Consider the following 26,674-nt stretch of genomic DNA (forward strand, 5'->3'; position numbering starts at 1 on the left):
GCCGCGCTCAAACCCTTCCGTGATTTCCATCCTGGAGGTCCGTCATGCGCTCGAATGCCGTTCCCCCCTCCACCGTCCGCCGAAGGGCCGGCGGTCTGTGTACGGCGCTGGTCGTCGGCGTCCTCGGTTCCGCCGTCGCCCTGGTCGCACCCTCGTCCTCCCAGGCCGCCGAGAGCACGCTCGGCAGCGCCGCCGCGCAGAGCGGCCGCTACTTCGGCACCGCCATCGCCTCGGGGAGGCTGGGTGACTCCGCGTACACGACGATCGCGGGGCGCGAGTTCAACTCGGTGACGCCCGAGAACGAGATGAAGATCGACGCCACCGAACCCCAGCAGGGCCAGTTCAACTTCACCGCCGGCGACCGCGTCTACAACTGGGCGGTGCAGAACGGCAAGCAGGTGCGCGGCCACACCCTGGCCTGGCACTCCCAGCAGCCCGGCTGGATGCAGAGCCTCAGCGGCAGCACACTGCGCCAGGCGATGATCAACCACATCAACGGCGTGATGGCCCACTACAAGGGCAAGCTCGCGCAATGGGACGTCGTGAACGAGGCGTTCGCCGACGGCAGTTCGGGAGCCCGGCGCGACTCGAACCTGCAGCGCACCGGCAACGACTGGATCGAGGTCGCCTTCCGCACCGCACGCGCCGCCGACCCGGCCGCCAAGCTCTGCTACAACGACTACAACATCGAGAACTGGACCTGGGCCAAGACCCAGGCCGTGTACTCCATGGTCCGGGACTTCAAGCAGCGCGGTGTGCCCATCGACTGCGTGGGCTTCCAGTCGCACTTCAACAGCGACAGCCCGTACAACAGCAACTTCCGCACCACGCTGCAGAGCTTCGCCGCCCTCGGTGTCGACGTGGCCGTCACGGAACTCGACATCCAGGGCGCCTCGCCCACGACCTACGCCAACGTGACCAACGACTGCCTGGCCGTCCCGCGCTGCCTCGGCATCACCGTCTGGGGTGTGCGCGACACCGACTCCTGGCGCGCGGATCAGACGCCGCTGCTGTTCAACGGCGACGGCAGCAAGAAGCCCGCGTACACCTCCGTCCTCAACGCGCTCAACGCCGGCTCCCCCACCCCCACTCCGACCCCCTCGCCCGGTGCCGGACAGATCAAGGGCGTCGCCTCGGGCCGCTGCCTGGACGTGCCCGGCGCCAGTACCACCGACGGCACCCAGCTCAACCTGTGGGACTGCAACAACGCCGCCAACCAGCAGTGGACCTACACCGCCGCAGGTGAACTCAGGGTCTACGGCGACAAGTGCCTGGACGCCGGCGGCACCGCCAACGGCGCCAAGGTGCAGATCTACAGCTGCTGGGGCGGCGACAACCAGAAGTGGCGCCTCAACTCCGACGGATCCATCGTCGGCGTCCAGTCCGGCCTCTGCCTCGACGCCGCCGCCAACGGCACCGCGAACGGCACCCTGATCCAGCTCTACTCCTGCTGGGGCGGCGCCAACCAGCGCTGGACCCGCACCTGACAGACACGCGGTTCTCGGAGAACCCGTCCGAGCTCCCATCCTGCTCGTCTATCCGTTCTCCCGTCAGGCCCTCGCCCAGGGCCTGACGGGAGTCGGAGGAAAGTGACCGACACCGTGGCCACCCAGCCCCATGCCCCGTACCGCGCCTGGCGCGACCCCGCCCTGAGCACGGAAGCCCGAGTCGACGCGCTGATGCGCGAGATGACCCTGGAGGAGAAGACCGCCCAGCTCTACGGCGTGTGGGTCGGGGCCTCCGACGAAGGCGCCGAAGTCGCCCCCCACCAGCACGACATGGAGGAGCCGGTCGACCTGGACGAGCTGCTGCCCGACGGTCTCGGCCAGCTCACCCGGCCCTTCGGCAGCGCCCCCGTCGACCCCGCCCTCGGCGCCCTCTCCCTGATGCGGACGCAAGAGCGGATCACCGCCGCGAACCGGTTCGGCATCCCGGCCGTCGCCCACGAGGAGTGCCTCGCGGGCTTCGCGGCCTGGGGCGCCACCGCCTATCCCGTACCCCTCGCATGGGGAGCCACCTTCGACCCCGCGCTCGTACGGGAGATGGCCGCCGCCATCGGCCGCGACCTGCGCGCGGTGGGCGTGCACCAGGGGCTCGCCCCCGTTCTCGACGTCGTGCGCGACGCCCGCTGGGGGCGCGTCGAGGAGACCATCGGCGAGGATCCGTACCTGGTCGGGACCATCGCCACCGCGTACGTCCAGGGCCTGGAGGCCGCCGGCGTCGTCGCCACCCTCAAACACTTCGCCGGCTACTCCGCCTCCCGGGCGGGTCGCAACCTCGCCCCGGTCGGCATGGGTGCGAGGGAGCTGGCCGACGTGATCCTGCCGCCGTTCGAGATGGCGGTCCGGGAGAGCGGCGCCCGGTCCGTGATGCACGCCTACACCGACACCGACGGCATCCCCTCGGCCGCCGACGACCGCCTGCTCACCGACCTGCTCCGGGACACCTGGGGCTTCACCGGCACCGTCGTGGCCGACTACTTCGGCATCGCGTTCCTGAAGACCCTGCACGGCGTCGCCGGCACGTTCGGCGAGGCGGCCGGAGCAGCCCTCGCCGCCGGCGTCGACGTCGAGCTGCCCACCGTCAAGACCTTCGGCGCGCCCCTCCTGGAGGCGGTCCGGAAGGGACACGTGCCCGAGGAGCTCGTGGACCGGGCCGTCCGACGGGTCCTGCTGCAGAAGACCCGGCTCGGGCTGCTCGACCCCGACTGGAGCCCGGTCCCTCCGGCACTGCGCGGCGCCGACACCACGGCCGCCCCCGACACCCTCCGGGGCACGGTCGACCTGGACCGGGCCGCCAACCGCGAGCTGGCCGGCCGCATCGCCGAACAGGCGGTCGTACTCCTCCGCAACGACGGCACCCTGCCGCTCGACCCCGGCACCCCGATCCGGATCGCCCTCATCGGGCCCAACGCCGAAGCTCCCACCGCCGTCCTCGGCTGCTACTCCTTCCCCGTCCACGTCGGCGCACAGCACCCCGCCACCCCGCTCGGCATCGACCTGCCCACCCTGCGCGAGGCCCTCGTGGCCGAGTTCCCCGGCGCCGAGGTCCTCGTGGCGCGGGGAACCGGCATCGACGACGCCGACACCGACGGCTTCGCCGAGGCCGTCGAACTCGCCCGCCGCGCCGATCTCGTCGTGGCCGCGCTCGGCGACCGCGCCGGACTCTTCGGGCGGGGCACCAGCGGTGAGGGCTGCGACGCCGAGTCGCTCGACCTCCCCGGAGCGCAGCAGCCGCTCCTGGACGCCCTCCTCGACACCGGGACACCGGTCGTGACGACCCTCCTCGCCGGCCGGCCCTACGCGCTCGGCCGCGCCGCCGACGAGTCCGCCGCGATCCTGCAGGCCTTCTTCCCCGGCGAGGCCGGGACCGCCGCGATCGCCTCCGTCCTGAGCGGACGCACCGCCCCGAGCGGCCGACTGCCCGTCAGCGTGCCCCGCCACGCCGGCGCCCAGCCCTCCACCTACCTGGCCTCCCGCCTGGGCCAGGCCGGTGAGGTCTCCAGCATCGACCCCACACCGGCCTTCGGCTTCGGACACGGCCTCACGTACACCACCTTCGAATGGAGCGACCTGGACATCGAGACCGCCGAGATCCCCACGGACGGCGAGGTTCGGCTCGCCCTCACCGTGGCGAACACCGGCAGCCGCGCCGGGACCGAACTCGTCCAGCTGTATCTGCACGACCCGGTGGCCTCCGTGGTCCAGCCCGTGCGCAGACTCGTCGGATACGTACGGGTCGACCTGGCCCCGGGCGAGAGCAGACGGATCCACGTGACCGTCCCCACGGACCTCGCGTCGTTCACGGGCAGGGCGGGGACGCGCGTGGTGGAGCCGGGGGCGCTGGAGCTGCTGTTCAGCACCTCCAGCACCGACCCGCGGCTGACCGCCCGGGTCACCCTGACAGGACCGGTGCGCCCGCTGGACCACCGCCGGCGCCTGCACGCCACCTGGCGGGGCCGCTCCTAGGCCGGGGCCGGCCCCGATCCGCCGGACAGGCCCTGGCACGGCGCGGGCCCGGTGGACGGCTCTCGCCGCCGCGGCAGCCCGTCAGGCGCTGGCGCGGGTGACCAGGCGCGTGGGGAGGATCAGCGGGGTGGGGTCCTGTCCGTCGACGAGCGCGACGAGCATGCGCGCCATCTCCCGGCCGAGGCCCTCCACGGGCTGGTGCACCGTGGTCAGCGGCGGCTCGGCGATCCGGGCCACGGGCAGGTCGTCGAAGCCGACCACGGCGACGTCGGAGGGAACCAGGCGGCCGGCCTTCCGCAGCGTGCGAAGGGCTCCGGCCGCCATGTTGTCGCTGGCGGCGAACACCCCGTCCAGGTCGGGACGGTGTGCGAGGAGCGCGGCCATGGCGGCGGCTCCGCTGGGCCCGGTGAAGTCGCCGGCCGAGGGGTACGGTTCGAGCCCCGCGGCCAGCATGGCGTCCCGGTAGCCGCGGTACCGGGCTCGTCCGACCTCGGTGTCCAGGCGTCCGCAGATCGTGGCCACGCGGGTCCGGCCGGCCGCGATGAGGTGCTCGGTCGCCGCGCGCGCCCCGCCGACGTTGTCGACGTCCACGTACCACCGGGGTTCCAGACCGACCGGCCGCCCGCCGAACACCACGGGCAGCTCGGCCTCCTCGGCCAGGCGGGCCAGCGGATCGTCCTCGCGCAGCGCCATGAGCATCACGCCGTCGGCGCCCTTGGACCTCAGGAGCCGCTCCACTCGCCCGCGTCCCCGGTCGGAGGCGGCCAGGCAGAGCATGAGGTGCAGATCGGCGTCCTCCAGGGCGGCCGAGGCCCCGGCGATCACCCGGGCGAAGAAGGGATCGGCGAAGATCGACGGATCCTCCCCCGAGACGACCAGGGCGGCCGCTCCCGTCTGCCGCGTCGCCAGGGCGCGGGCGGTCGGATTGGGTACGAAACCGAGCTGGCGGACGGCCCGTTCGACCGCCTCGCGTTTGGCGCGGCTGACGTGAGGGGCGTTGTTGAGCGCTCGCGAGGCCACGGACCGTGAGACACCGGCCAGTTCGGCCACCTCGTCGAGCGTCGTGTGCCGGCGCGGCGCACCTTCGGCCATGATCCGCCCCTCCTGTCACGAGCAGAACGCACGGAAGACTGGGAGCGCTTCCAGTTCCACGACTGTAAAGCTTTCCGGCTGCCGTGTGAAGTGCCGGTAAAACACTCCTACTTGACAGTCAGGACAGGGCGTCACACGATACGGCCACACCCCATGGCTGCCGAAGCGCGGGCTGGTACCGCTTCCAGTGGGAGCGCTTCCACGGCCATGGGGTGGCGTACCACCGCACTTCCTCAGTGCGCCGCCCGCTCAGGACGAGAGCGTGCGGCGCGTCCCCCACCTGGAATCGAGGTACCGTCATGCGCCGCCGAATCCGCGCCCTCGCGGCAGCCTGCTTCGCGCTGCCCTTGGCGCTCGCCGTCGCGCCGTCCGCCCACGCGGCGGACCCGACCACCCTGACCAGCGGGTTCTACGTGGACCCGAACTCCAGCGCCAAGCAGTGGGTCGCCGCGAACCCCGGTGACGGCCGGACGCCCGCGATCAACGCGTCTCTCGCCAACACGCCCCAGGCGCGCTGGTTCGGCTCCTGGAGCGGCACCATCGGCACCGCGACGGGTGCGTACGTCGGGGCCGCGGACTCCCGGGACAAGCTGCCCATCCTGGTCGCGTACAACATCTACCACCGCGACTCCTGCGGCGGGCACTCCGGAGGCGGCGCCGCCTCACCGTCCGCGTACGCGACCTGGATCGCGCAGTTCGCCGGCGGGATCGCCGGCCGCCCGGCCGTCGTCGTCCTCGAACCGGACTCCCTCGCGGACTACGGCTGCCTGACCCAGACACAGATCAGCGAACGCCAGGGCATGATCAGCGGCGCCGTCGCCGAGTTCAACCGCCAGGCTCCCAACACCTGGCTCTACCTCGACGCGGGCAACCCCGGCTGGGTGAGCGCCGGGACGATGGCCCAGCGCCTCCACGAAGCGGGCCTGCGCCAGGCCCACGGCTTCTCCCTCAACGTCTCGAACTACTACACCACCGCCCAGAACACCGCCTTCGGCAACGCCGTCAACAGCGAGCTGTCCGCCCGCTACGGCTACACCAAGCCGTTCGTCGTCGACACCAGCCGCAACGGCAACGGCTACAACGGCGAGTGGTGCAACGCGGCCGGCCGCCGCATCGGCACGCCGACCCAGCTGGGAGGCGGCGCCGAGATGCTGTTGTGGATCAAGGCGCCGGGGGAGTCCGACGGCAACTGCGGCGTGGGGACCGGTTCCACGGCCGGTCAGTTCCTCCCCGAGGTGGCCTACAAGATGATCTACGGCTACTGACCTCCGACTCCTGTGGCCCGGTGCCTCCCAGCCCGCGACCGGGCCACAGGAACCCCCCTGATCCGCCGCCCTCCATCGACCAGGAGCAAGCATGAAGCCATCCGGCCTCCGGCGCCGTGCGACCGCCGCCCTCGCGGCGCTCGCCGCCTGCGCCGCCCTCACCGCGACGCAGGGACTGGCGCAGGCCGCGCCCGCCGGGGACACGATCACCCCGGCGACGAGGTTCTACGTGGACCCGCACAGCAAGGCCGCGAAGCAGGCACTCTCCGACCTCCGGAACGGCGACTTCGCCAACGCCGCGAACATGGCGAAGCTCGCGAGCTGGCCGCAGGCCGAGTGGTTCACCGAGGGCACGCCCGGCGAGGTCCGGCTGAAGGTGGACACGCTCGTCCGCAAGGCCCGCACGGTCGACCGGACCCCCCTCCTGGTCGCCTACAACGTTCCCGGCCGGGACTGCTCGCAGTACTCCAGCGGCGGAGCCGCCTCCTCCGCCGCCTACCGGCAGTGGGTCGACGCCTTCGCCGCCGGCATCGGCGACCGCGAGGCCGTCGTCGTCGTCGAGCCCGACGGCCTCGCCCTGCTCCCCCGCGACTGCGGGCCGGACGTCGACCCGACCGGCGAACTCACGGCGGCGCGCATCGCCGATCTCGCGTACGCGGTGAAGACCCTCAAGTCCGGGGCCCGCACCGCGGTCTACCTGGACGCGGGCAACGTCCTGTGGCGGTCCGTCGGCGACATCTCGCGGCGGCTGCTCGACGCCGGCGTCCAGGTCGGCGACGGCTTCGCGCTCAACGTGTCCAACACCCACCCCACCGACCACAACGCCCGGTACGGCACCTGGATAGCCAAGTGCATGTGGTACGCCACCGAGGGGCCCGAGTACGCCCGCGACCACACCGACTGGTGCGCCACCCAGTACTACTCGTCGGCCGCGCCCAACGACGGCGCCCCCGGCAACGCCGTCGACTCCGCCGACCCCACCACCTGGCGCTGGACCGACGCCTGGTACGACCAGAACGTGGGCACGCCGCCGGACGACCGGCTGCACCACTTCGTCATCGACACCAGCCGCAACGGCCTGGGCGCCTGGACCCCGGAGCCCGGCAAGTACACCGGGGACCCGGAGATCTGGTGCAACGCGCCCGGCCGCGGCCTCGGCCCCCGACCCACCGCCGACACCGGCGTCCCGCTCGTCGACGCCTACCTGTGGATCAAGATCCCCGGCGAGTCCGACGGCAGCTGTACCCGCAACACCGGCGGGACGATCGATCCCGAGTACGGCATCGTCGATCCGCCCGCCGGCACGTGGTGGCCCGACCAGGCCCACACGCTCGCCCGCAACGCGGCACCGCGGCTGACCTTCAACCGCTGAGCTGCGCTCGTCCCCGTCCGCGCGAGCAGGTCAGGGGGCGTGATGAGGGGGAGGCGGCGGCATGGTGGGCAGCCCCGGCGGCGGTTCGGGCCACACGAGCAGCACCGGGCAGGGGGCGTGGTCCACGACGAAGCGCGCGGCCGGGCCGAGGCTGTGCGGTCCGAGGTGGCTGCGGTCGCCGTCCCGGGCCAGGATCAGCAGCTCGCTGCCCTCGGCCTCGGCGACGACCTCCCGTTCGACGCGCCCGGTGCGCTCGGTACGGGTGCAGGGACGGTCCAGACGTTCGGCGGCGTCCTGGAGCAGCTGCTCCGCGGAGGCGGCGGCGAGGTGTTCCAGGCGCGTGCCGGGGTCCCTCCCCCAGCCTTCGGCCGGGCGCTGCCCCGCGGGGTGGCCCCGGCCGAGGAGTCCCGCGAAGGCGCCGTGGGCCGCACCCGGTACGTCCGCCGGGGTGACGTGCAGCAGGACGATCTCGGCGTCCGGCGGGGTGTGTGCGCGGGCGGCGTCCACGCAGGCGCGCCAGGTGCCCTCGACGATCCAGACGACCACGGCCATGGGGTCAGCCTCCTCCGAAGACGGTCAGGGAAAGCCACAGTGCCAGTACGGCGGCTGCCAGGCTCGCGGGGACCGCGTACACGCCGAGCCGGGTGAACTCCTTGAGCTCCACCTCGCCGTCGTGGGCGTGGACGATGCGTCTCCACAGCAGGGTGGCCAGCGAGCCGGCATAGGTGAGGTTGGGTCCGATGTTGACGCCGAGGAGGACGGCGAGAACGGCGCCGGGTCCCGACGGGGCGGTCAGGGGCAGCAGCACGAGGACCGCGGGCAGGTTGTTGATGACGTTCGCGAGGACGGCGGCCAGGCCGGCGAGGGCGAACAGCGCCGGCAGCCCCGTCCCCTCGGGGATCACGTGTCCCAGCGCCTCGTCGAGACCGTTGTCCACCACCGCAAGGACCACGATCCCGAGGGCCAGGACGAAGGCGAGGAAGGGCACGGAGGTGGCGCGGACCAGCGCCCGGGGCGTGGTGCGGCGCCGGATCAGGGCCCGCACGGCGAGGGCCAGTGCGCCTGCCAGGGCGGCCCAGGCCGGGTCGATCCCGATCACGGACGTCAGCACGAAGCCGGCCAGCGTGCATCCCACGGTGACGAGCGCGAACAGCGGCAGCGGCGGCTGCTCGGCCTCCGCGGGAGCCTGGGCTCCGGCATCCAGGTCGGTGGCGAAGAAGCGCCGGAAGACCAGGTACTCGACGCCGATCGCCACCGCCCACGGGAGGGCCATCAGCGCGGCGAACCGGGTGAAGGTCAGCCCGCTCGCCGTGAAGGCCAGCAGGTTGGTGAGGTTGGAGACGGGCAGCAGCAGGGAGGCCGTGTTCGACAGGTGGGTGCAGGCGTAGACGTGCGGTTTGGGGCGGGCGCCGATCCGGGCCGCGGTGGCGAACACCACCGGGGTCAGCAGCACGACGGTGGCGTCCAGGCTGAGTACGGCGGTGATCGCCGACGCGGCCAGGAACACCTGGGCGAGCAACCGGCGCGGCCGACCCGCCGCCGTGCGCGCCATCCAGGCCCCGCAGGCCTGGAACAGCCCTTCGTCGTCGCAGAGCTGAGCCAGCACCAGGACGGCGGCCAGGAAGCCGATGACCGGTCCGAGCCGCTCCGCCTCGGCCAGGGCGTCGTCGAGGGAGATGGCCCCGGTGGCGACCACCAGGGCGGCGGCCGGGACGGCCACGACCGCCTCCGGCCATCCGAAGGGGCGGATGACCGCACAGGCCAGCACGAGGACGAGCAGGACCGCGGACAGCGTCTCCGCGAGCTGGGGGTTCAGGTTCCGGTTCCTTTCGTAGCGGCGGCCAGGCGCCCGTGCCGTCGCCCCGAACGCTACCCCTTCGGACCTCGCGCTCCCGCGATGCACCGCGGGCCGTCCGGCTACTGTCCGCCGTTGTCACGTCCGTTGACGGTGGTGATCCCCCGTCATTACTGTGCGCTCCAGATTACCGACGCATCGACCAGTGTTCGACATGTCGCACTGGGAGCGCTCCCATGATGAACCCACCCGCCAGGTCGCACCCATCGAGAAGGAGATGGTTGACATGCTCACTACACCCCATCGGCTCGGGCGAAACCGCTCGTTACGACTCCCCACCGCCCTGCTGACCGGCGCCCTCCTCTTCGGCGGCCTCACGCTCGCACCGGCCGCCGCGAGCGAGCCCACCACCGCGGCGGCGACCACGGCCGTACGCGTCAACCAGGTCGGTTACCTGCCGGACGGCCCCAAGCGCGCCACCGTCGTGACCACTGCCACCCAGGCGCTCACCTGGCAGCTGCGGAACGCGTCCGGGAGCGTGGTCGCCTCCGGTTCGACCGTCCCGCGCGGCGCCGACACCCCCTCCGGGCAGTCGGTCCAGCTGGCCGACTTCTCCTCGTACCGGAACACCGGCTCGGGGTACGTCCTGGCGGTGGACGGCAGCGACAGCGCACCCTTCGACATCCGCGCGGACCTCTACGACACCCTGCGTTCCGACTCGATGGCGTTCTTCCACCACCAGCGCAGCGGCATCGCCATCGACGCCTCGCTCGTGGGCAGCGCGTACGCCCGCCCGGCCGGCCACCTCGGCATCGCTCCCAACCAGGGCGACACCTCCGTCCCGTGCCAGGCCGGCGTGTGCGATTACACCCAGGACGTCAGGGGCGGCTGGTACGACGCGGGTGACCAGGGCAAGTACGTGGTGAACGGGGGCATCTCCACCTGGCTGGTCGTCAACTCCTTCGAACGGGCCGAGCGGGCGGGCAGGGCCGCGGCGCTCGGCGACTCGACCCTGCGCGTCCCCGAGCGCGGCAACGGCACACCGGACGTCCTCGACGAGGCGCGCTGGGAGCTCGACTTCCTCCTGCGGATGCAAGTGCCCGAGGGCAGGCCGTACGCCGGCATGGCCTTCCACAAGGTCCATGACGCGGCCTGGACCGGCATGCCGATGCGCCCCGACCAGGACGCGCAGCCCCGTGAGCTGCACCGCCCGTCCACGGCGGCGACCCTCAACCTCGCGGCGGCCGCGGCGCAGTGCGCCCGGGTGTTCCGCCCGTACGACTCCGCCTTCGCCGACCGCTGTCTCTCGGCGGCCCGCCGGGCCTGGACGGCGGCGCAGGCCGACCCGGCCCTGTACGCTCCGGCTTCGGACAGCACGGGCGGCGGGGCCTACGAGGACACGCGGGTCACCGACGAGTTCTACTGGGCGGCCGCCGAGCTGTACGCGACGACCGGCGAGAGCGCCTACCGGGACGCGGTCACCTCCTCGCCCTGGCACACCTCCGCCGACGCCTTCGGCCCGTACGGCTTCGGATGGGCCGACACGGCCGCGCTCGGCCGGCTCGTCCTGGCCACGGTGCCCAACGGGCTGCCCGCCACCGACCTGGCGCGGGTCCGCGCCTCCGTGGTCTCGGCCGCGGACGGCCACCTGTCCCGCATGGCCGCCCAGGGCTACGCGGTGCCGGCCCCCGCGGACGGCTACTTCTGGGGCTCCAACAGCGAGGTCGCCGACAACGCGATCGTCATGGCCGTCGCCGGCGAGCTCACGGGCGAAGCCCGCTACCGGGCCGGCGCGCTGGAGGCGATGGACTACCTGCTCGGCCGCAACGCCCTCGGCCGGTCCTACGTGACCGGCTACGGCGAGACGTCCTCGCAGAACCAGCACCACCGCTTCTGGGCCCACCAGTTGGACGCCTCGCTGCCCCACCCGCCGGCGGGCTCGCTCGCGGGCGGTCCCAACAGCGGCCTCCAGGACCCGGTGGCGCAGGAGAAGCTGGCCGGCTGCGCCCCCGCCGCCTGCTACATCGACGACATCGGCTCGTACTCGACCAACGAGGTGGCGATCAACTGGAACGCCCCGCTGGCGTGGCTGGCCGCGTACGCCGCCGAGCGGTCCGCCACCGGCGAGCAGCCGACCGCGGCCTGCGCGGTGACGTACACGGTGAACAACGTCTGGACCACCGGCTTCACCGCGACCGTCACCGTCAGGAACACCGGCCCGACCGCCGTCGACGGATGGCAGCTGGCCTGGGCCTACCCCGGCGGGCAGCGCGTCACGAGCGCCTGGAACGCCACCGTCACCCAGAACGGCACCGCGGTCACCGCCCGCAACGCCGACTGGAACCGCGCCATCGCCCCCGGCGCGACCGTGAGCTTCGGGGTCCAGGGCACCCACAGCGGGAACAACCCCTCCCCCACGGCCTTCACGCTCAACGCGAGCGCATGTGCCTGATCCCCTGCCGCACGGGCCCGGGCGGACGCATCCGCCCGGGCCCGTGCGGCGCCGCGCCGCCGAAGCCCCGGAAATCACCGGCGCCCCGGGCCTCCGCGCATGGCCGCCACCACCGGGGGTACGCGCCATTCGTTGCGAAAGCACCACGTCACACCGATCTGTCGAGCATGTGAAACGGGATGTTGGTCATGGAGGCCCAAGAAGCCACTCAGCCGGTCACGCACCGTGTCGTGCCGGACGGCAGCGTCCGGACGTGTCGTCCCGCCGTCCTGCGTCGGACACGGTCCGACGACGCCGACGGCGAGGAGACGTCCGCCGCGCCGGACTGGAACATCATCCGGGGCGAGGACTAGGCACCGGGCATGGCCTCCGCCCAGACCTCCCGCGCGGGCACCTCGCGTACGCGGCCGACCCGCCCGAACGCGCCCGACGAGATTCGCGTCGCCTCCGTGCCCGCCGGACACGTCTACGTCCGGCACGTGCACGCCGCGGACGGCTCCGACGGAGTCGTCCTGCTGCCGGACCCCCACCCCAACGGCGCCCCGAGCACGTCGCAGCGCTGGTGGCCGCCGGTGATGCTGGACCCGGCCTGGGTCCGTGACCACCACGACAGCTTCGACGTCTACCACCTCCACTTCGGGTTCGACGCGCAGCGGCCCGGGCAGCTGAAGGACCTCGTCCACGAACTGCGCAGGCACGGCAAACCGCTGGTGCAGACCGTCCACGACCTGCGCAACCCGCACCACCGGGACCGCAGCGCCCACGACGCCGCCCTGGACGTACTGATCCCCGCCGCCGACAGCCTCATCACCCTCACCGCCGGCGCGGCGGCCGAGATATCGGCCCGCTGGGGCCGGACCGCCCACGTCCTGCCCCATCCCCATGTCGTCGAAGGGCCGGAACTGTCCCGCCCGCGCGCGCCGAGCACGGGCTTCGTCATCGGGGTGCACGCCAAGAGCCTGCGGCCCAACATGGCTCCGCTGCCGGTCGTCCGGGCGCTGGCGAGGATCACGACGTCGCTGCCGGACGCACGGCTGCGGGTGGACATCCACCACGACACCCACGACCCGGTCGCCCACGCGTACGCGCCCGAGGTGGTGACGGGGCTGGCGGAACTGGCCTCCACGGGTTCCGTGGACCTGCGCGTCCACGACTACTTCGACGACGGCGAACTGTGGACGTACCTGAGCTCCTTGGACCTCTCGGTGCTCCCCTACACCTTCGGCACCCACTCGGGCTGGCTGGAAGCCTGCTACGACCTCGGCACCGCGGTGGCCGCCCCGGACTGCGGCTACTACGCCGACCAGCGCCCCTGCCACCTCTACCGGCACGATCCGGAGGGCCTGGACGTACGGTCCCTCGACATCGCCGTACGCCAGGCGTACGCCCATCGCCCGGCGCCGCGCGCCGACCCGCAGGCCCGGGAAGGCGAACGGGAAGCCCTCGCCGCAGCCCATCGCGCGCTCTACGAACGCTGCCTGACGTGAGCCGCCCCCTGCGCATCGCCCTCATCGCCTCGGCGCGCTTCCCCATCAAGGAACCCTTCGCCGGCGGCCTCGAAGCCCACACCTGGGCGCTCGCCTCGGCACTGCACCGACGCGGGCACCGCATCTCCCTGTTCGCGGCGCCCGGCTCCGATCCGGCCCTGGGCGTACGCGAACTCGCCGTGCACACCCCGCGGCTGAGCGCGGCCGCGCGGGCGGACCTGAGCATGGCCGACCCGTCCGCCATGAACGAGCACCACGCCTATCTGCGGCTGATGCTCGACCTCGCACGCGGCAACGGCGCCCCGGCGTACGACCTCGTGCACAACAACAGCCTGCACTACCTGCCGGTGGCCATGGCCCCGGCCGTGCCGTCGCCCGTCATCACGACCCTGCACACACCCCCGACCCCCTGGCTGGAGTCCGCGATCCAGACCGACCCGACGGGCTCCGGCGTCTTCACCGCCGTCAGCGCCCACACGGCACGCTCCTGGCAGCCGTTGGTGCGCTCCGCGCGCGTGGTGCACAACGGCATCGACCTGCGGCGCTGGCCGGCCGGGGCCGGGGGCGGTGAGCTGGTCTGGTACGGACGGATCGTGCCCGAGAAGGGCCCCCACCTGGCCATCGCCGCCGCGGCCGAGGCGGGATTTCCGCTGACACTGGCCGGGCCCGTCGCCGATCCCCGCTACTTCCGTGATCTCGTGGCGCCCCGGCTCGGCGGCGGAATCCGGTACGCGGGGCACCTGGCGCGCAGCGAGCTGGCCGCTCTCGTCGGCTCGGCCCGCGCCACCGTGGTCACCCCCTGCTGGGACGAACCGTACGGACTGGTCGTCGCCGAGTCCCTGGCCTGCGGCACACCGGTCGTCGGCTTCGACCGGGGCGCCCTGGCGGAGATCCTCACGCCCGACTGCGGCCGACTCGTCCCGTACCCCGACGTCCCTGCCCTGGCCGCGGCGGTCGACGAGACGGCGACGCTCAGCCGGCGCGCCTGCCGTGAGCGGGCCGAGGGCTTCTGCTCCCTGAGCCGCATGACCGACCGTTACGAGGCACTCTACGAGGAGCTGCTGTCGTGATCGGCTACTACATCCACCACCACGGCCTGGGGCACCTCCACCGCGCCCTGTGCATCGCCCGGCACGCCCGCACCCCCGTCACCGGCCTGTCCAGCCTCGACCCGCCCGCGGACTGGCCGGGGCCGTGGGTGCGGCTCCCCCTCGACACCGGCGGCCGCGCGGTCGCCGACCCCGGCGCCCAGGGCCGCTTGCACTGGGCGCCGCTGTTCCACGACGGCTACACGGACCGCATGTCCCTCCTCGCCGGGTGGCTGGGGAGTACCCGCCCCTCGCTGCTGGTCAGCGACGTGTCCGTGGAAGTGGCCTGTCTGGCCCGGCTGATGGGAGTGCCCGTCGTGGTCGCCGCCATGCGCGGGCGGCGGCTCGACCCCGCGCACCGGCTCGGGCACGACATCGCGCTGCGCCTGCTCGCGCCCTGGCCGGCCGCCGTCCCCGAACCCGGCTGGCCCCCGCACTGGTACGACAAGACGATCTACGCCTCCGCGTTCTCCAGGAACGACGGCCGCATCCGCGCGCCGCTCCCGCGCGACGGGGCCCGACGGGTGCTGCTCATGCTCGGAGCGGGCGGAAGCGGCATCGACGCCGCACAGGTCCGGGCGGCCCGGGCGGCGACCCCGCGATGGCGGTGGGACCTGCTCGGCGGGCCGGGCGGCGCCTGGTCGGCGGACCCCTGGCCGCGGATCTGCGCCGCCGACGTGGTCGTCACGCACGGCGGGCAGAACGCCGTCGCCGAGTGCGCGGCCGCCCGCCGCCCCACCGTCGTCCTCCCCCAGGAACGGCCGTTCGGGGAACAGCACGCCACCGGCAGGGCCCTGCGGGACGCCGGACTCGCCGTGGTCCGCGAGCAGTGGCCCCGGCCGGAGCAGTGGCCCTCCGTGCTCGACGAGGCGGCGGCGCTCGACGGCGACGCCTGGGCCAGGTGGGCTCCCGGCGACGGCGCCCTGCGGGCGGCCCGCGCACTCGACGCGCTGGCAGGCGCGCCGGGGGCGTCATGAGCCGCCGCAGCTCACCGCACGGGGCTTCCTCCGCCCACGTCGCCGTGATCACCCTCGTGTCAGGCCGGCACCGGCACCTGGCCCTGCAGCAATCGGGTCTCGCCCGGAGCGAGCGCCTCCCCGACACCTACGTGGTCGTCACGATGGACGATCCGGCCGCCGGAGCGAACGCGGCCCGCGGCAGCCCGGCGGCCACGGTGGTGCCCGTCGCCGTCCCGCATGCCGGCCGCCTGCCGCTGGCCGCCGCCCGCAACGCGGGGGCCCGCCGCGCCCTCGCGCGCGGGGCGGACGTCCTGGTCTTCCTCGACGTCGACTGCGTACCGGGCCCGAAGAGCGTCGCCCGGTACGCCGAGGCGGCCTCCGACGGGAGGCTGCTGTGCGGGACGGTCGCCTACCTGCCTCCCCCGCCCGCCGGTGGCTACCGTCTCGCCGACCTGCCGGAGCTGGCCGACCCACACCCGGGCCGCCCCGCTCCGGAGCCGGGCCGGCTGCTGACCGGGGGCGATCCGGACCTGTTCTGGTCGCTGTCGTTCGCCCTCACCGCGGGCACCTGGCGGCGTATCGGAGGATTCTGCGAGGATTACACCGGCTACGGGGGCGAGGACACCGACTTCGGCCGGCTCGCACACCGTGCGGGAGTGGATCTGTGCTGGCTCGGCGGAGCGCCCGCCTACCACCAGTACCACCCCACGGAGAACCCGCCGGTCCGTCACCTCCACGACATCCTGCGCAACGGTGACCTCTTCCGGCGCCGTTGGGGCCGGTGGCCGATGGAGGGCTGGCTGCACGCCTTCGCCCGCATGGGACTCGTCCGCTTCGACACCGCGACGGGCGCCTGGCAGGCCACGCCCCCCGCCGCGCGCCCCTGACGGATCCGGGCGCTGCCGTTCGGCCGATCGCACCCCGCGCCCGGGTGGCTACCGGCGGGAATGCCGGGATACGGGAGGGACATCGGGGTAGCCGGATCACATGGACACCACGACCGAGACCACGCCGCTGCGCGCCGTCGCACTGGTCTGCACACTTTCCCCGTCGCCGAAACGATCCAGCTCCCAGTTGCTGGCCGAGCAGACCATGGCCGCCCTCGCCGAGCACGGCGTCACCGGAAAGGTGGTCCGGATCGCCGACCACGACGTCAGACCGGGTGTCGGGGTCGACATGGGAGACGGTGACGCCTGGCCGGAGATCCGCGACACGATCCTGGCCTGCGACATCCTTGTCCTCTCCACGCCCATCTGGCTCGGCCACCCCTCCAGCCTCGCCCAGCGCGTCCTGGAACGCCTCGACGCCGAACTGGGCGAGAGCGACGACGAAGGCCGCATGCTCACCTACGGGAAGGCCGCGGCCGTGTGCGTCGTCGGCAACGAGGACGGCGCCCACCACGTCAGCGCCGAACTCTTCCAGGGCCTCAACGACGTGGGGTTCTCCCTCGCCCCGAACGCCGTCACCTACTGGGTCGGCGAAGCCATGCAGGGCACCGACTACCAGGACCTCGACAAGACTCCAGAGAAGACCGCCGCGACGACCACGACCCTCGCCGCGAACACCGCGCACCTCGCGCGCCGCCTCAAGGCCGCCCCCTACCCGCCCTCTTCCTGACCGTCGCCCGCGGCCGACCGAGCCGGAAGGAGACAGCGATGTCCTCCCCCGAGCAGCCCGAGCTCACCGATCCGGCGGAGCTCTACCCCCGGCCCCCGTTCCCCGAGCAGAACCAGGACCACCCCGGCTCGACGGAGGCGATGGACCCCCGCCCCGACCACGGCGAGGACACCTACCGGGGCCACGCCCTGCTGCACGGCCGCAGGACGCTGGTCACCGGAGGAGACTCGGGAATCGGCCGGGCCGTCTGTCTGGCCTTCGCACGCGAGGGGGCCGACGTCGTCTTCACCCACCTCGCCGAGGAGACGGAGGAGGCCGAGGAGACCTCCCGCCTGATCCGCCAGGCCGGTCGCACAGCGGTGGCCGTCGCCTGCGACATCCGGCACGAAGGCGAGTGCACCGCCCTCGCCGACAGGACGGCGGACGAACTGGGCGGCATCGACGTGCTCGTCAACAACGCCGCCTACCAGATGGCGCAGCCGGACGGGATCGAGGCGATCACCACCGAGCAGTTCGACCGGGTGATGAAGACCAATCTGTACGGGATGTTCTGGCTCACCAAGGCCGCGCTGGCGCACATGCCGCGCGGCGCCTGCGTGATCAACACGGCTTCCGTGCAGGGCTACCAGCCCAGCCCGCACCTCCTCGACTACGCCATGACCAAGTCCGCGATCGTCTCCTTCACCCACAGCCTGGCCCAGATGCTGGCCGGGCGAGGAATCCGGGCCAACGCCGTGGCCCCCGGACCGGTCTGGACCCCGCTGATCCCCGCGACGATGCCCGACCCGACGAGGTTCGGTGAGGGGTCGCTGTGGGGGCGGCCCGCACAGCCGGCCGAAATGGCACCGGCGTACGTCTTCCTCGCCTCCGACCAGGCCTCGTACATCACCGGTGAGATCGTCAACGCCACCGGCGGAACTCCCCTGCCGTGACCCCCGACGAGGCTCTGCGCCGCATCGCCTTCCTCCTCGAATGGCGCGGGGCCTCCCCGTACCGCGTGCGGGCCTTCCACACGGCGGCCGAGGCCGTCCGCGACCTCCCCCCGGGCCCGGTGGACACCGAGGAGGTGCGACAGCTGCGCGGGGTGGGCCCGGTCACCGCCGAGGTGATCTCGCAGGCGTCGACCGGCTCCGTACCCCGCTACCTCGCCCGTCTGCAGGCCGAAGCCGATCCGGACGCCGGAGCCGGGTGGGATCTCGCGGCCGCGAGCACCGGGGACTGCCATCTGCACTCCGACTGGTCGGACGGCGGGAGCCCGCTCGAGGACATGGCCGAGGCGGCCCGCGCCCTCGGCCACCGGTGGGCCGTTCTGACCGATCACTCACCGCGGCTGACGATCGCCCACGGGCTGAGCCCGGACCGGCTCAGAAGCCAGCTTCGGGTGGTGGCCGACGTGAACGCCGGTCTCGGCCCCGGCTTCCGGCTGCTGACCGGCATCGAGTGCGACATCCTCGAGGACGGCTCGCTCGACCAGGACGAGGAGCTGCTCGGCCGGCTCGACATCGTCGTGGCGTCCGTGCACTCCAAGCTCCGCTCGGAGCCCGGACCGATGACCGCCCGCATGCTGGCCGCGGTGCGCAATCCGCACGTCGACGTGCTGGGACACTGCACGGGGCGGATCATCACCGGCCGGGGGCGACCGCAGTCCCGCTTCGATGCCGAGGCCGTGTTCGCCGCCTGTGCGGAGGCCGGCACCGCGGTGGAGATCAACTGCCGTCCGGAGCGCCGCGACCCGCCGGACGACCTGCTCGCGCAGGCCGCCGCCGCGGGCTGCCGGTTCGCCGTGGACACCGACGCCCACGCCCCCGATCAGCTGCGCTGGCAGAGCTCGGGCTACGCGCGCGCGGCGCGGATCGGCCTCGGAGCGGAGCGGCTGATCACGACCTGGCCGCTCGAACGGCTGCTGGCCGGCAGAAGCGGCTGAGCCTGCACCGGCCGGCAGCATCACCCTCTCGTTGAGGTTCAGGCTTCCTCGCTCGTTGGAGGTTCAGGCCTCCTCGCGCAGCACCCTGACGCTCTTCGCGTCGGTGTCGACGGCGTCGGGCACGACCATGCCGGCCTCGACGCCGGTGCGGAGGTAGCGCAGCACGTCCATGGTCAGCCGTTCACCGGGCAGGGCGGCGGGGATGCCGGGCGGGTACGGGGTGAGCATCTCGGCGGCGACGCGTCCTTCGGCGCGCTCCCAGGGGACCTGTTCCGTGCGTCCGAAGAACGCGTCGCGCGGCAGGGTCGCCTGCTCCAGGCGGAGTCCGGCGGGTGAGGGGACGTGCACGGGCTGACCCGTCCGCAGCCGGGGCGCGTGCGCGGCGAAGTCGGTGAGCGCGGTGAGCAGGATGTCCGCCGTGCGGTCGTCGTCGGCGTGGGTGAGCTGGGCGCTGATCCGGCGGTGGTCGGAGACGTGGAGGTTGATGTGGTGGTTCCGGCGCAGCCAGTCGGCGGCCCGGTATCCGGTGACGTCACAGGCGCTGATGTCGATGATGACCTGGAGGGGGTCCAGGTCGGAGGCCTTTCCGGGGCCGCAGAAGTCGGCGCGGCCGTGGACGTGGAGGCCGTCGATGCGGGAGATCAGGTCGCGGACCCGGTCGGCGAGGGCGAGCGCGTCGTCGTAGAGGGCCTTGCCGTGCTCGACCATCTGACGCCGCCAGCCGTCGAGGGCCGCGTACACGAGGACGGAGGGGCTGGTGGTCCCCAGCAGATCCTCACGGCCCTTCAGCACTTCGGGGGCCACCAGGTCGCCCTGGAGGTGGAAGACCGAGCTCTGTTCGAGAGCGGAGCCCATCTTGTGCACCGAGGTGACACAGACGTCCGCGCCGGCGTCCATCGCCCAGGTCGGCAGCTCGGGGTGGAAGGGCAGGTGGGCCCCCCACGCCTCGTCGACGATGAGGGGGACGCCGCGGCGGTGGCAGACCTCGGTGATGGCGGCGAGGTCCGAACACGTTCCGTAGGGGGTGGGGGTGGTGACGAGTGCGCCCCGTGCGTCGGGGTGCCCGGCCAGCGCTTCCTCGAAGGCCTCGGCGGACGGGGGGTGGGCGAGGTGGCGTTCGGCGTCCCACTGCGGATCGACCCAGACGGGACGGATGCCGGACAGGACGAGACCCGACACCACCGATTTGTGCGCGTCGCGGCCGATCACCAGCTCCTCGTGCGGGCCGGCGACCGAGAGCATGGCGGACTTCACGGACAGCGAGCTGCCGCAGGTGGAGAAGAAGGCGTGCTCGGCGCCCACGGCCTCGGCCATGAGATCCTGCGCTTCCTCGATGATCCCGTGCGAGGAGGTGCGGTCGTCCAGACCGCTGGTGGCCAGGACGTCCGAACGGAAGACCGCGTCGCCGAGCACCGCGCGCACCCGGGGGTCGGCCCCGCGTCCCTGCTTGTGTCCGGGCGGGGTGAACGGCGTCTGACCGGATGCGTGGTAGGAGGCCAATGCGTCCAGTACGGGCGTTTTCGACTGATCCATACCCCTGCGCCTGCCCGCCGCAGGGGTAGGGAAACGCCGGGCTCACGCCGCCGCGGCCCGGTTGTCGGGATGGAAGAGGACCTTCACCATGTTGTCCCGCTTCTTCTGGAAGTCCGCGTACGCCCGCGGGGCCTCGTCCAGGGGCAGGTGGTGGGTGGCGAAGCCTTCGACCCCGAGGGGGTCCCCGTCGGTGAGCAGCGGCAGCAGGTCGTCGACCCACCGGTGGACGTTGGCCTGTCCCATGCGCAGCTGGATCTGCTTGTCGAACATCGTGAGCAGCGGCAGCGGGTCGGCGGCGCCGCCGTAGACACCCGAGAGGGAGATGGTGCCGCCGCGGCGTACGAGTTCGATGGCGAGCTTCAGGGCGCCCAGTTTGTCCACTCCGGCCTTCTGCATCAGAGCGGAGGCCAGGGCGTCCGGGAGCAGGCCGGTCGCGGTCTGCGCGGCCTTGGCTCCGGCACTGCCGTGGGCCTCCATGCCGACGGCGTCGATCACGGAGTCCGGGCCGCGGCCGTCGGTCGCGTCGCGGACCGCGTCGACGAGCTGGTCCCCGTACTGGTTCAGGTCGTAGATCTGGACGCCGCGGCCGGCGGCGCGGGCCAGTCGTTCGGGCACCAGGTCGATGCCGATCACCTGACCGGCCCCGCGATGGGCGGCGACGCGGGTGCACATGTCGCCGATGGGCCCGAGGCCCAGGACGGCGACGCTGCCGCCGGGCGGGACGTCGGCGTAGACGACCGCCTGCCAGGCGGTCGGCAGGACGTCCGAGAGGTACACGAACCGTTCGTCCGACGGTCCCTCGGGGACACGGATCGGGAGCGTGTCGGCGAAGGGGACGCGCAGGTACTCTGCCTGTCCGCCGGGCACCTGCCCGTAGAGCTTCGTGTACCCGAAGAGGCTCGCGCCGCTGCCGTGCTCGTGGACCTGGGTCGTCTCGCACTGCGAGTGAAGGCCCCGGCGGCACATGAAGCAGGTGCCGCAGGACACGTTGAACGGCACGACGACCCGGTCGCCGGCCTTCAGTTCCCGCGCCTCGTGCCCCACCTCGGCGACGACTCCCATCGGCTCGTGGCCGAGGACGTCCCCCGCGTCCAGGAACGGTCCGAGCACTTCGTACAGGTGCAGGTCCGATCCGCACAGTCCTGTCGTCGTCACCTTGATCACGGCGTCCGTGGGATCGACGATCCGCGGATCCGGAACGGTCACCACCTCGATCTTCCGGCGGCCCTGCCATGTCACGGCTTTCATCACGCCTCCTCGGTCACGTCTGCGTAGGGCGCCCCACCGCGGGTCAGTTGGAGAGGGCTTCCAGGAGTTCGCCGACCTGCGGGTCGGGCAGGGCGCGTGCGACGTCCGCCTGGGCGACGATGCCGACGAGGGTGTGGCCGTCGATCACGGGCAGGCGGCGGACCTTGTGCTCGGCCATGGTCCGGAGGATCTCGGCGGCTTCGTCGTCGGCGCCGATGGTGACCGCCTCGCCCTGGGCGAACTCGCCGGCCGTACACGTGGCGGGGTCCTTTCCGGCGCCGAGGACCTTCACGACGATGTCGCGGTCGGTGAGCATGCCCTTGAGGCGTTCGTCGAGTCCGCAGATGGGCAGCGCGCCCACCCCGAGGTCGGTCATCTTCTTCGCCGCGTCCAGGATGCTGTCGCCGGCACCGATGCAGGTGGCGTCCGGTGTCATGATCTCGCGTGCTGTAGTCACGATCCGTCTCCCGGGATTCGGTCGGCCGGGCCACCGGGACCGGTGGCCTGGTACCAGCGCGCCTGCCCCCGACCGGACGCCTCAAGCGGCCGCCGGTCATCGGCCCCCGAATGAATCCGCCGATACGGGTGACTCGCGGGACATGAGGAGACGCGACCCCCCATCCACACCCGGAACCGTCGTCGTGGTCACGGGCGCGTCGAGCGGGATCGGGCGCGCCGTCGCCCGCGCGTTCGCCGCCCGAGGCGCCCGGACCGTCGTCACCGCCCGCAGCGCGGACGTGCTGGACGAGGTCGTGAGGGAATGCGCGGCCGCCCATCCCCGGGCCGAGACGGTCGCCGTGAGCGCGGACGTCAGCGACGCGCGGGCGGTGGCCCGTGTCGCCGAGACGGCACTCGACCGGTACGGCCGCGTCGACGTCTGGGTGAACGCCGCAGGTGTCGGGATCCTCGGCCGGCTCGACGGGGTGCCCCCGGAGGAGGTACGCCGTCTGTGGGAGGTTAACGTGCTGGGCACCCTCCACGGGGCCCGCGCCGCGCTCACGGTGATGCGCCGCCAGGGCCGCGGTGTCATCGTCGACCTGTCCTCCGTCCTCGGAGGCGCGGTCGAGGCACCGTACATGGGCGCCTACGCCGTCTCGAAGGCCGCCCTGGCCACCCTGGACGAGGAACTGCGCCAGGAGCTGGCGCTCACGGGTGACCACGGCGTCCACGTGTGCACGGTCCTGCCCGCCGGTGTCGACACACCCTTCTTCACGCACGCCGCCAATCACACCGGCCGCCGTCTGCGGTCCATGCCTGCCCTGGCCACTCCCGAACGGGTGGCACGGGCCGTGGTGCGCGCCACGGAGCGCCCCCGGCCACGCGTGCTCGTCGGCCCGGGCGCCCGTCTTCTGCCCTGGGCGCACGCTGTCGCCCCGGGGCTCGTCCGCGCCCTGATCCGGCGCCGCACCGAGCACGGCTATCTCGGCGCTCCCGGCACGGCGGCGGTCACCACCGGCGTGCTCTACACACCGTCAGGGGACACCGCGGCCGTGAGCGGCGGCTACCACGGTCAGGCCCGCACGGCGGCCCGCCGCCTGGCGGCGCTGGCGCTGCTGGCCGGTGCCGCGGGCGCCCTCGGTGCCCGTATCCGTCCCCGCTCCCCGTGAGGAGACCTGCAGTGGCACAGTGGAACCGACTGATCGAAGCCCCGCCCGACGCCGTCTGGGCGGTACTGAGCGACGGCGAGGCCTACTCGCGGTTCGTGGTGGGAACCCACGACTCCTGGGAGCAGGAAGGGCAGTGGCCCACCCCGGGCTCGGAACTGGGCTACACCCTCCGCATCGGGCCATGGCTCTACCACGGTCGGACGATCTCGCGCCTCTGCGAACCGGTCCGCCGGCTCGAACTGGAGGCACGCACCGACCTGGGCACCGCCCGCATCGCCTTCCGCGTCGAACCGTGGGGCGACGACACCCTCGTCATCGTCGACGAACACCCGCTGAGCGGGCCCATGGCACGCTGGCACAATTCCTTCCTCGACGCGCTCACCCGCTGGCGGAACCGTCAGATGCTCGTCCGTCTGGGCGAGCTCGCCGAGTCGGCCGGGGAGCCGGACCGTGAGCGTGCCTGACGCGGTGGTCATCGGCTCGGGTCCCAACGGTCTGGTGGCGGCGAACATCCTGGCCGACGCCGGCTGGCACGTCGTCGTCGTGGAGGCCTCCGACCGGCCCGGGGGCGCCGTGCGCAGCGACCGGGGTGTCCACCCCGACTACGTGCACGACACGTTCAGCGCGTTCTACCCGCTGGCGGCCGCGTCGCCCGCCATCCACGCGCTGGCGCTCGACCGCTACGGCCTTCGCTGGAGTCATGCCCCCGAGGTCGTCGCCCACCCGCTCGCGGACGGCCGGTGTCCGGTGCTCAGCCGGGACCTCGGGCGCACCGCCGCCTCGCTGGCGGGCTTCGCCGCCGCCGACGGCGCCGCCTGGGAACGTCTGCACCGTCTGTGGGGCCGCGTCGGCGAGGATCTCGTGGGGTGCCTGTTCACCCCGTTCCCACCCGTTCGGGCGGCACTGCGGCTGGTCGCCCGTACCGGAGCCGAGGAGTGTCTGCGCCTGCTGCGCACGATGCTGCTGCCCGCCCGCCGGTTCGGCGAGGAGCACTTCGACGGCGACGGGGGCCGCCTGCTGATCGCCGGCAACGCCCTGCACGCCGACCTGGGTCCGGAATCGGCCCTCGGCGGGGGCTTCGGCTGGCTGATGTGCATGCTCGGCCAGGACCACGGCTTTCCCGTACCGGTCGGAGGCGCCGGCCGGCTGACCGATGCCCTCGTCGCGCGCCTGCGCGAGCGCGGTGGCAGGGTGCTCTGCGGCCGTACGGTCTCCCGCGTCGTGGTCCGCAACGGGCGGGCGGTCGGGGTACGCACCGCCGACGGCACGGAGATCGCCACGCGCCGGGCGGTCCTCGCCGACGTCCCCGCTCCCCTGCTGTACGAACGGCTCCTCGGCGAGGAGCATCTGCCGGCGGCGCTCCGCGCCGATCTCCGCCGGTTCCAGTGGGACTTCGCCACGGTGAAGGTGGACTGGGCCCTGTCACGTCCGATCCCCTGGGCGTGCGCGGGCGCGCGCCGGGCGGGGACGGTGCATGTCGCCGAGGGCGTCGACGCGCTGACGCGCTTCGCCGGGCAGCTCGCGATGCACCAGGTGCCGGACGTGCCGTTCACGGTGCTCGGGCAGATGACCACGGCCGACCCCAGCCGTTCTCCGGCCGGTACCGAATCGGCGTGGGGCTACACCCACGTACCCCAGCACATCCGCTCCGACGCGGGCGACGAGGGGATCGCCGGCCGTTGGGACGCGCACGAGAAGGAGGCGATCGCCGCCCGCGTCGAATCGGGCATCGAACGTCTGGCGCCCGGCTTCCGTGCCGCCGTCCTGGCCCGGCGCGTGCTCACCCCTCCCGACCTGGAGCGGCTCAACCCCGCCTTGGTGGGGGGTGCCGTCAACCAGGGGACGACCAGCCTTCACCAGCAACTGATGTTCCGCCCGCTCCCCGGCACCGGACGACCGGGCACCCCGATCCGCGGGCTCTACCTCTGCTCCGCCACGGCGCATCCCGGCGGAGGCGTCCACGGCGCCCCCGGCGCCAACGCGGCCCGAGCCGCACTGCGGGCACCGCGCCTTCCGCGCCGCTCCCGGTGAACGGCACCCCGCGCACCCCTGAGCAGCCTGGTACGACCGGGTTTGCGCGCGGAGCAGTGCGCCCGGCCGCCGCGCCCACAGCGCCACCGGCCATCAGGGTGGGTGAGCACCCCTGCAGCGGGGCCCCGCGCCGTTCGGTGCGGGGCCCCGTCGCCGCGTCCGGCCGTCGGGCGGCGCGGTCGAGCGAGGGCGGAATCCAGCCATTCGCAGGCATGGCTCATTGCTGACGCAATCACGACTGCAAGTTCTGCGGACAACTGCCCCCAATGGCCCGGCGACCCCCTAACTCGCCGCTACAGCACCGATTTAGGACACTATCTCCCATTAATGGGTAACGTGGCGTCGCCGCTCCGTCACCGAAAATGAGACGCGGAGTGTGACCTCGGTCACACTCAACTGGCCGTCTGGCGGTGGAGATTTGCAATATCGAACGGTCCATCCGCGGGCGCGACGCACGCCTTGACCTCCGTCAGTTCGCCGTTGGCCGCGCCGTCCAGGCAGAGACGCCCTCCCTTGTCGCGGAGGTCGATGACGAACTTCGTGACGGCGCCGGCCTGCTGCACGCCGTGGATGCGCTCGTCGATGTACCCGAGGCCGTTCAGCACCTTCCTGACCTGCGCGGGATCGGGCTGCTTGAGCTGCAGGACCGCCTCGGCCACCCGCTGTTCGTGCTGGACGCCGGCGCACCAGTCACGGGCGTCCAGCTCGACCTCCGGGCCCGCCGTGGGAGCGACGGGCTCGACCGCTCCGCCGGGCGGCGGCGTCACCGTGGCACCGGGCGGCGGTTCCACCGGAGCGGTCGGCGCCTCGCCCCCGGGGGTGGCCGGCGACTCCCTCTTCGTGCCTGGCGGGGGGCACTCCCGTGCCACCTCGTCCAGCATCTCGACGAAGGCCGTGTCCTTCCTGGCCGAGACGGCATCGACGGACTTGGCCGGCCCCGCGGGGGGATCCGACTGCTCGGCGCCGCAGGCGGCCAGGGTCAGAGCGGCGAGGGCCGTCACCGCCAGGGTGCGCGGACGGCGGCGCAATACGGGGTCAACTGCCTTGATCCGGGCTCGGGTTCGCTTCATGTGCTCAGTCTTGGACCGGGCCGCACGCGCCACATGAGTACGCGTACTCAACCTCAGGCGGCGGCCGGCCATCTTCACTGCTGCAAGGAACCGGAATCAACTACCCCTGTTTTCAGGTCACTTGTGGCCGTGATCGACGCCGGTCTACGTTCCGCAGCGATCAAGC

23 protein-coding genes are annotated in these 26,674 nt (G+C 72.9%); 16 read left to right on the top strand and 7 right to left on the bottom strand.

From position 1 onward, the window contains the following. Positions 1-44 precede the first annotated feature (44 nt). Complete coding sequence (locus ABT041_RS13420; RefSeq protein WP_351183423.1) at positions 45-1,487, top strand: endo-1,4-beta-xylanase; 1,443 nt, start codon at positions 45-47, stop codon at positions 1,485-1,487. A gap of 114 nt (positions 1,488-1,601) precedes the next feature. Beyond that, on the top strand, positions 1,602-3,968 hold the full coding sequence (locus ABT041_RS13425) for a beta-xylosidase/alpha-l-arabinosidase (RefSeq protein ID WP_502976469.1): 2,367 nt from the start codon (positions 1,602-1,604) through the stop codon (positions 3,966-3,968). Positions 3,969-4,049: 81 nt separating this feature from the next. On the opposite strand, the gene ABT041_RS13430 is transcribed toward ABT041_RS13425, so the two are convergent. Then, positions 4,050-5,060, bottom strand: a complete 1,011-nt coding sequence (locus ABT041_RS13430) for a LacI family DNA-binding transcriptional regulator (protein ID WP_351183425.1) — start codon at positions 5,058-5,060, stop codon at positions 4,050-4,052. 299 nt (positions 5,061-5,359) lie between these two features. Between ABT041_RS13430 and ABT041_RS13435 the strand changes: the two genes are divergently transcribed. After that, positions 5,360-6,325, top strand: a complete 966-nt coding sequence (locus tag ABT041_RS13435; RefSeq protein WP_351183427.1) for a glycoside hydrolase family 6 protein — start codon at positions 5,360-5,362, stop codon at positions 6,323-6,325. Positions 6,326-6,416: 91 nt separating this feature from the next. Continuing rightward, complete coding sequence (locus ABT041_RS13440; RefSeq protein ID WP_351183429.1) at positions 6,417-7,697, top strand: glycoside hydrolase family 6 protein; 1,281 nt, start codon at positions 6,417-6,419, stop codon at positions 7,695-7,697. 30 nt (positions 7,698-7,727) lie between these two features. Here the strand turns inward: ABT041_RS13440 and ABT041_RS13445 are convergent, their stop codons facing one another. Together ABT041_RS13445 and ABT041_RS13450 are read right to left on the bottom strand one after the other, a co-directional pair. Next, positions 7,728-8,249, bottom strand: coding sequence for a universal stress protein (locus ABT041_RS13445; RefSeq protein WP_351183431.1), 522 nt, complete (start codon positions 8,247-8,249; stop codon positions 7,728-7,730). A 4-nt stretch (positions 8,250-8,253) separates the two neighbouring features. Further along, entirely contained in the window at positions 8,254-9,513 is a 1,260-nt protein-coding gene (locus tag ABT041_RS13450) for an SLC13 family permease (protein WP_351183709.1), read from the bottom strand. Positions 9,514-9,778: 265 nt separating this feature from the next. On the opposite strand from ABT041_RS13450, the gene ABT041_RS13455 reads away from it, so the two are divergent. The 9 genes from ABT041_RS13455 to ABT041_RS13495 all read left to right on the top strand — a co-directional run bounded on the left by ABT041_RS13455 (position 9,779) and on the right by ABT041_RS13495 (position 19,019). Continuing rightward, entirely contained in the window at positions 9,779-11,944 is a 2,166-nt protein-coding gene (locus ABT041_RS13455; RefSeq protein WP_351183432.1) for a glycoside hydrolase family 9 protein, read from the top strand. Between the two features lie 188 nt (positions 11,945-12,132). Beyond that, positions 12,133-12,297, top strand: coding sequence for a hypothetical protein (locus ABT041_RS13460; protein ID WP_351183434.1), 165 nt, complete (start codon positions 12,133-12,135; stop codon positions 12,295-12,297). A 9-nt stretch (positions 12,298-12,306) separates the two neighbouring features. Continuing rightward, on the top strand, positions 12,307-13,431 hold the full coding sequence (locus ABT041_RS13465) for a glycosyltransferase family protein (protein ID WP_351183436.1): 1,125 nt from the start codon (positions 12,307-12,309) through the stop codon (positions 13,429-13,431). Continuing rightward, positions 13,428-14,501 (top strand): glycosyltransferase, encoded by a 1,074-nt coding sequence (locus tag ABT041_RS13470; RefSeq protein ID WP_351183438.1) that lies wholly within the window; start codon positions 13,428-13,430, stop codon positions 14,499-14,501. The genes ABT041_RS13465 and ABT041_RS13470 overlap by 4 nt, the downstream gene beginning before the upstream one ends. Continuing rightward, positions 14,498-15,496, top strand: a complete 999-nt coding sequence (locus ABT041_RS13475; RefSeq protein WP_351183440.1) for a glycosyltransferase — start codon at positions 14,498-14,500, stop codon at positions 15,494-15,496. The genes ABT041_RS13470 and ABT041_RS13475 overlap by 4 nt, the downstream gene beginning before the upstream one ends. Then, on the top strand, positions 15,493-16,365 hold the full coding sequence (locus ABT041_RS13480) for a glycosyltransferase family 2 protein (RefSeq protein ID WP_351183442.1): 873 nt from the start codon (positions 15,493-15,495) through the stop codon (positions 16,363-16,365). Before ABT041_RS13475 ends, ABT041_RS13480 begins: the two co-directional genes overlap by 4 nt. Positions 16,366-16,465: 100 nt before the next feature. Beyond that, positions 16,466-17,095, top strand: coding sequence for a flavodoxin family protein (locus ABT041_RS13485; protein WP_351183444.1), 630 nt, complete (start codon positions 16,466-16,468; stop codon positions 17,093-17,095). Positions 17,096-17,133: 38 nt separating this feature from the next. Further along, the gene (locus tag ABT041_RS13490; RefSeq protein ID WP_351183446.1) at positions 17,134-18,027 is read left to right on the top strand and encodes an SDR family oxidoreductase; all 894 of its coding nucleotides are present in this window, start codon (positions 17,134-17,136) and stop codon (positions 18,025-18,027) included. Then, complete coding sequence (locus tag ABT041_RS13495; RefSeq protein ID WP_351183448.1) at positions 18,024-19,019, top strand: PHP domain-containing protein; 996 nt, start codon at positions 18,024-18,026, stop codon at positions 19,017-19,019. Before ABT041_RS13490 ends, ABT041_RS13495 begins: the two co-directional genes overlap by 4 nt. 63 nt (positions 19,020-19,082) lie before the next feature. Here ABT041_RS13495 and ABT041_RS13500 read toward each other — a convergent pair whose 3' ends face one another. The 3 genes from ABT041_RS13500 to ABT041_RS13510 are packed head-to-tail and all read right to left on the bottom strand — an operon-like array spanning position 19,083 to position 22,257. After that, positions 19,083-20,552 carry an aminotransferase class I/II-fold pyridoxal phosphate-dependent enzyme gene (locus tag ABT041_RS13500; RefSeq protein WP_351183450.1) on the bottom strand — a complete coding sequence of 490 codons (1,470 nt, stop codon included), beginning with the start codon at positions 20,550-20,552 and terminating at the stop codon, positions 19,083-19,085. Between the two features lie 42 nt (positions 20,553-20,594). Then, a complete protein-coding gene (locus ABT041_RS13505; protein WP_351183452.1) occupies positions 20,595-21,800 on the bottom strand; it encodes a zinc-dependent alcohol dehydrogenase in 1,206 nt (401 codons plus the stop codon). Between the two features lie 43 nt (positions 21,801-21,843). Further along, a complete protein-coding gene (locus ABT041_RS13510; protein WP_351183454.1) occupies positions 21,844-22,257 on the bottom strand; it encodes a CBS domain-containing protein in 414 nt (137 codons plus the stop codon). 142 nt (positions 22,258-22,399) lie between these two features. Here ABT041_RS13510 and ABT041_RS13515 point away from each other — a divergent pair, with 142 nt between their 5' ends. The 3 genes from ABT041_RS13515 to ABT041_RS13525 are packed head-to-tail and all read left to right on the top strand — an operon-like array spanning position 22,400 to position 25,438. After that, on the top strand, positions 22,400-23,407 hold the full coding sequence (locus ABT041_RS13515) for an SDR family NAD(P)-dependent oxidoreductase (protein ID WP_351183456.1): 1,008 nt from the start codon (positions 22,400-22,402) through the stop codon (positions 23,405-23,407). Between the two features lie 11 nt (positions 23,408-23,418). Further along, positions 23,419-23,871, top strand: a complete 453-nt coding sequence (locus ABT041_RS13520) for an SRPBCC family protein (protein WP_351183458.1) — start codon at positions 23,419-23,421, stop codon at positions 23,869-23,871. Then, positions 23,864-25,438, top strand: a complete 1,575-nt coding sequence (locus ABT041_RS13525) for a phytoene desaturase family protein (RefSeq protein WP_351183711.1) — start codon at positions 23,864-23,866, stop codon at positions 25,436-25,438. The genes ABT041_RS13520 and ABT041_RS13525 overlap by 8 nt, the downstream gene beginning before the upstream one ends. 392 nt (positions 25,439-25,830) lie before the next feature. Here ABT041_RS13525 and ABT041_RS13530 read toward each other — a convergent pair whose 3' ends face one another. Beyond that, a complete protein-coding gene (locus ABT041_RS13530; RefSeq protein WP_351183460.1) occupies positions 25,831-26,508 on the bottom strand; it encodes a hypothetical protein in 678 nt (225 codons plus the stop codon). Positions 26,509-26,674: the final 166 nt, after the last annotated feature.

It is taken from the genome of Streptomyces sp. NPDC002825 (assembly GCF_040295385.1).
Lineage (GTDB): Bacteria > Actinomycetota > Actinomycetes > Streptomycetales > Streptomycetaceae > Streptomyces.

Coding starts and splice junctions, on each gene's coding strand:
- ABT041_RS13490 (WP_351183446.1), top strand. CDS start 17,134: ATGTCCTCCCCCGAGCAGCCCGAGCTCACCGATCCGGCGGAGCTCTAC.
- ABT041_RS13485 (WP_351183444.1), top strand. CDS start 16,466: ATGGACACCACGACCGAGACCACGCCGCTGCGCGCCGTCGCACTGGTC.
- ABT041_RS13465 (WP_351183436.1), top strand. CDS start 12,307: ATGGCCTCCGCCCAGACCTCCCGCGCGGGCACCTCGCGTACGCGGCCG.
- ABT041_RS13500 (WP_351183450.1), bottom strand. CDS start 20,552: ATGGATCAGTCGAAAACGCCCGTACTGGACGCATTGGCCTCCTACCAC.
- ABT041_RS13440 (WP_351183429.1), top strand. CDS start 6,417: ATGAAGCCATCCGGCCTCCGGCGCCGTGCGACCGCCGCCCTCGCGGCG.
- ABT041_RS13505 (WP_351183452.1), bottom strand. CDS start 21,800: ATGAAAGCCGTGACATGGCAGGGCCGCCGGAAGATCGAGGTGGTGACC.
- ABT041_RS13480 (WP_351183442.1), top strand. CDS start 15,493: ATGAGCCGCCGCAGCTCACCGCACGGGGCTTCCTCCGCCCACGTCGCC.
- ABT041_RS13430 (WP_351183425.1), bottom strand. CDS start 5,060: ATGGCCGAAGGTGCGCCGCGCCGGCACACGACGCTCGACGAGGTGGCC.
- ABT041_RS13435 (WP_351183427.1), top strand. CDS start 5,360: ATGCGCCGCCGAATCCGCGCCCTCGCGGCAGCCTGCTTCGCGCTGCCC.
- ABT041_RS13445 (WP_351183431.1), bottom strand. CDS start 8,249: ATGGCCGTGGTCGTCTGGATCGTCGAGGGCACCTGGCGCGCCTGCGTG.
- ABT041_RS13530 (WP_351183460.1), bottom strand. CDS start 26,508: ATGAAGCGAACCCGAGCCCGGATCAAGGCAGTTGACCCCGTATTGCGC.
- ABT041_RS13515 (WP_351183456.1), top strand. CDS start 22,400: ATGAGGAGACGCGACCCCCCATCCACACCCGGAACCGTCGTCGTGGTC.
- ABT041_RS13455 (WP_351183432.1), top strand. CDS start 9,779: ATGCTCACTACACCCCATCGGCTCGGGCGAAACCGCTCGTTACGACTC.
- ABT041_RS13420 (WP_351183423.1), top strand. CDS start 45: ATGCGCTCGAATGCCGTTCCCCCCTCCACCGTCCGCCGAAGGGCCGGC.
- ABT041_RS13460 (WP_351183434.1), top strand. CDS start 12,133: ATGGAGGCCCAAGAAGCCACTCAGCCGGTCACGCACCGTGTCGTGCCG.